Genomic DNA, 2,822 nt, shown 5'->3' with positions numbered 1-2,822 from the left:
GACGGACGCTGCGGCCGGGCGTGCCGGGCTCGAGAAGGGTCCGCGGCGGCGCGGCCAGACCGGCCTGACGCCGGGCGGCGAGAATCGCCGGCAGCATCTGCACGGCGACGCCGATCAGTGTCCGCAGGTGGTCGGGGACCGGCGGGGGATAGGGGTGGTCGACCGCGTCCGCGATGTCCGTCGCATGGATCCACGTCTCGAACGCGCGGTCCAGCAGCGCCAGCCGCAACGGCAGTTGGACACCCTCGCCGTACGGGACCGGGATGTCCGCTACGCCGCCCTGGCCGAACGAGCACGTCCTGATGAGCTCGTAGGCGTGCTCGCGCCACTGCTCGCGCAGCGCCTCCCCGTCGACGGCGGGATCCTCGCTCCGCTCGGTCCGGCCGTGCTCCCAGAAGCGCTCGGTGCGGGCCAGCGGGTCCGCCCCCGCGCCCGGTGTCTCCTCCGCGTCGGCCGGATCGGCGGGCACCGGGTCGGGCAGTCCGAGGCTCGAACTCACCAGGCCGTCGACCGCGAGGAGATGCCCCAGCACTCCCGACACGGTGGTGCCGCGGGTGGCGGTACGGTTCTCCTCCAGCCACTCGAGGCGGACTTCCCGCTCCCATCCGGCGGCGCCCATGTCGGTCAGCAGCGCGTCCAGCCGCGCGGTCTCCGCGTCGAAGGGCCGCGCGTAGTCCGGTACGTGGACCTGCGGGGGACGGGCGGACAGGCACGTGCCGAGGACCTCGGCGCGAAGGCCCGGGGGCAGGTCCAGGTCCATGTGCGGGTGGAGCAGCTCCGTCGCGCCCCGCAGTTCCTCCGCCTCGGCGGCACAGTCGGCGCACTGTTTCAGGTGCTCCGCGACCTCGTCCGCCTCCAGCGGGTCACACGCGTCCATGACCCACACGCCCAGCAGGCGCTTCACCCGGGTGTGCCGTGCGGTCCCGTCAGCCATGGTCGACTCCCGAAGGCAGCCCGATGCAGCGCAACATCAAATCCAACCCGTCCCGCACATGGTCCAGGGCCTCCTCGGGCTCGAGTCCCATTTCCTGCGCGGCTTGTTGATACGTGAGCATGCTCTGGTGGATGAGCCGCAGCATGCCCCTGGCCTTCAGGCTCATCGAGCTCAGTGCCGTGTCGGCCGCCTCGAGACGAGCCCGCTCCGGCGCGGTGTGCGTCACGCGAGGCGTCCCGGGGCGCACGGTCGTCACGTAGGCGCAGACCTCGGACACGAACCAGGTGCGCAGCCGCGTCCGGGCGGCGTCGAAGCGGTCCGGCTGTGTCCACAGCAGGCGGAAGACGTGGGTGACCGCCTCCTGGGCGGCCTTCTCGTCGCCGGTCAGACGACCGGCCACGGCGTACACGAGACGCGCGTGCCGGTCGTACACCTCACCGAGGGCGGCGGCTTCTCCGCGAGCCAGTCTCGTCTGCGTCCTACGCTCCCAGGCCGCTTCGTCGACAGCCTCCGTCGTGCCCGCCATCACTCACCCCCACACAAGGATCGACCACCGAGGAGACTAGTGTCTTCGCTCCTTCCCGGGAGACCGAATCCGCAGGCCGCCACTCCGAAGTGGTCGCGTTCCCCTCCGGCTGCCCTTCCTCTCATCCCCTGTCGCGGGCCCGGCGCAGGACGTCGACCTCGCATCCGGGCGCGAACGGATCGAAGCCGTGCTCGGCGAGCCAGCGCACCGCCAGCAGGCTCCGCAACGACCACCATGCGTGGATCACGTCGAGGTCGACGGCGGTGCCGTACCCGGCGAGGACGTCGTCGAGACGCTCCTCGTGCCCGAGGGTGAAGGTGGCCAGGTCGTACAGGGCGTCGCCCCGGCCCGCCTCGGACCAGTCGATGATGCCCGTGACCGTGTCGCCCTCGACGAAGACGTGGGCGATCTGGAGGTCGCCGTGGGTGAACGCCGGTGTCCACGGGCGCAGGGCGGCCTCGGCGACCCGTCGGTTCCGGGTGACCAGGTTGTGAGGGAGGATGCCGGTTCTCACGAGCAGCTCGCACTCGTCGTCCAGCTCCTGCGCCAGCGCGACCGCGTCCCGTCCGGCCCGCCCCGGGCGGGACGGCGGCGGTGCGCTGTGCAGGGCCCGGAGAGCGGCGCCCGCCGCGGACCACGCCTGCGGCGACCCGGTCGACGGGCCCCCGAGCCGCCCGAGCGTCGATCCCGCCAGCGCCGCGATCGCGAGTACGTGCGGCTTCCGCCACAGAATCCGGGGCGTGGGGACCGGAGCCAGCGCCATCGCCGCGGCCTCGCCGTCGAGGCGTGCCGCGTCGGCGTCCACCTTCAGGAACATGTCACCGACGCGCAGGGTCGCGCGCTCGGAATGGGCGACGACGACGTTGACCTCATCCATGGGCAGCCAGTATTGCGGGGGAGATCGACGGCGTCGCCCGGTTTTCGAGGGGTCCGGGCGCCGCGGCGGGTAGTCTGCGGCACCATGATGCGCGCCTGGACCCTCCCCCTGCTCCTGGTGCTCTGCGGCTGTCTCGTCTCGGCGGGGCTGATCCTGGGCGGACACCGGGCGACGGGCGGAGCCGAACTGCTGGTGTTCGTGGTGTTCGCCGTGGTGTGTTCGCCCCTGGTGTTCCCACGGTCGGTCAGCGCGGCCGAGGCCGGGCGCCGCAGTGCCGCCGACGGGCGACCGGTGGTCTTCTGGCGTCCGGGCTGCGCGTTCTGCCTGCGGCTCAGGTTCCGGCTGGCTCACCGCGCACGCCGGGCGCACTGGGTGAACATCTGGCGCGATCCGGACGGAGCCGCAGCGGTGCGCGCGGCCAACGAGGGCAACGAGACCGTGCCGACCGTCGTCGTGGCGGGCCGCGCCCACACCAATCCCGCTCC

The 2,822-nt window shown here is 72.6% G+C and carries 4 protein-coding genes; 1 reads left to right on the top strand and 3 read right to left on the bottom strand.

Going from position 1 to position 2,822, the window contains the following annotated elements; all coding sequences use genetic code 11:
• The 3 genes from GTW43_RS06805 to GTW43_RS06795 form a co-directional block, all read right to left on the bottom strand.
• Positions 1 to 934: zf-HC2 domain-containing protein (locus GTW43_RS06805; RefSeq protein ID WP_161300717.1), on the bottom strand; the 934-nt coding region annotated here is incomplete at its 3' end.
• Positions 927 to 1,460, bottom strand: coding sequence for a sigma factor (locus GTW43_RS06800; RefSeq protein WP_161300716.1), 534 nt, complete (start codon positions 1,458 to 1,460; stop codon positions 927 to 929). The genes GTW43_RS06805 and GTW43_RS06800, both read right to left, overlap by 8 nt.
• Positions 1,461 to 1,581: 121 nt before the next feature.
• Positions 1,582 to 2,337, bottom strand: a complete 756-nt coding sequence (locus GTW43_RS06795) for a phosphotransferase (protein ID WP_161300715.1) — start codon at positions 2,335 to 2,337, stop codon at positions 1,582 to 1,584.
• 84 nt (positions 2,338 to 2,421) lie between these two features.
• Here GTW43_RS06795 and GTW43_RS06790 point away from each other — a divergent pair.
• The coding region (locus GTW43_RS06790) for a glutaredoxin domain-containing protein (protein ID WP_161300714.1) at positions 2,422 to 2,822 on the top strand (401 nt) is incomplete at its 3' end.

The organism is Streptomyces sp. SID5785, assembly GCF_009870065.1.
In the GTDB taxonomy this organism is placed as follows: domain Bacteria; phylum Actinomycetota; class Actinomycetes; order Streptomycetales; family Streptomycetaceae; genus Streptomyces.
The sequence above is the reverse complement of the archived record's forward strand: the minus strand, read 5'-3'. Positions and strand labels throughout refer to the sequence as shown.

Excerpts from the sequence above, each read along its gene's own strand:
- GTW43_RS06800 (WP_161300716.1), bottom strand. The coding sequence starts at position 1,460 with ATGGCGGGCACGACGGAGGCTGTCGACGAAGCGGCCTGGGAGCGTAGG.
- GTW43_RS06795 (WP_161300715.1), bottom strand. The coding sequence starts at position 2,337 with ATGGATGAGGTCAACGTCGTCGTCGCCCATTCCGAGCGCGCGACCCTG.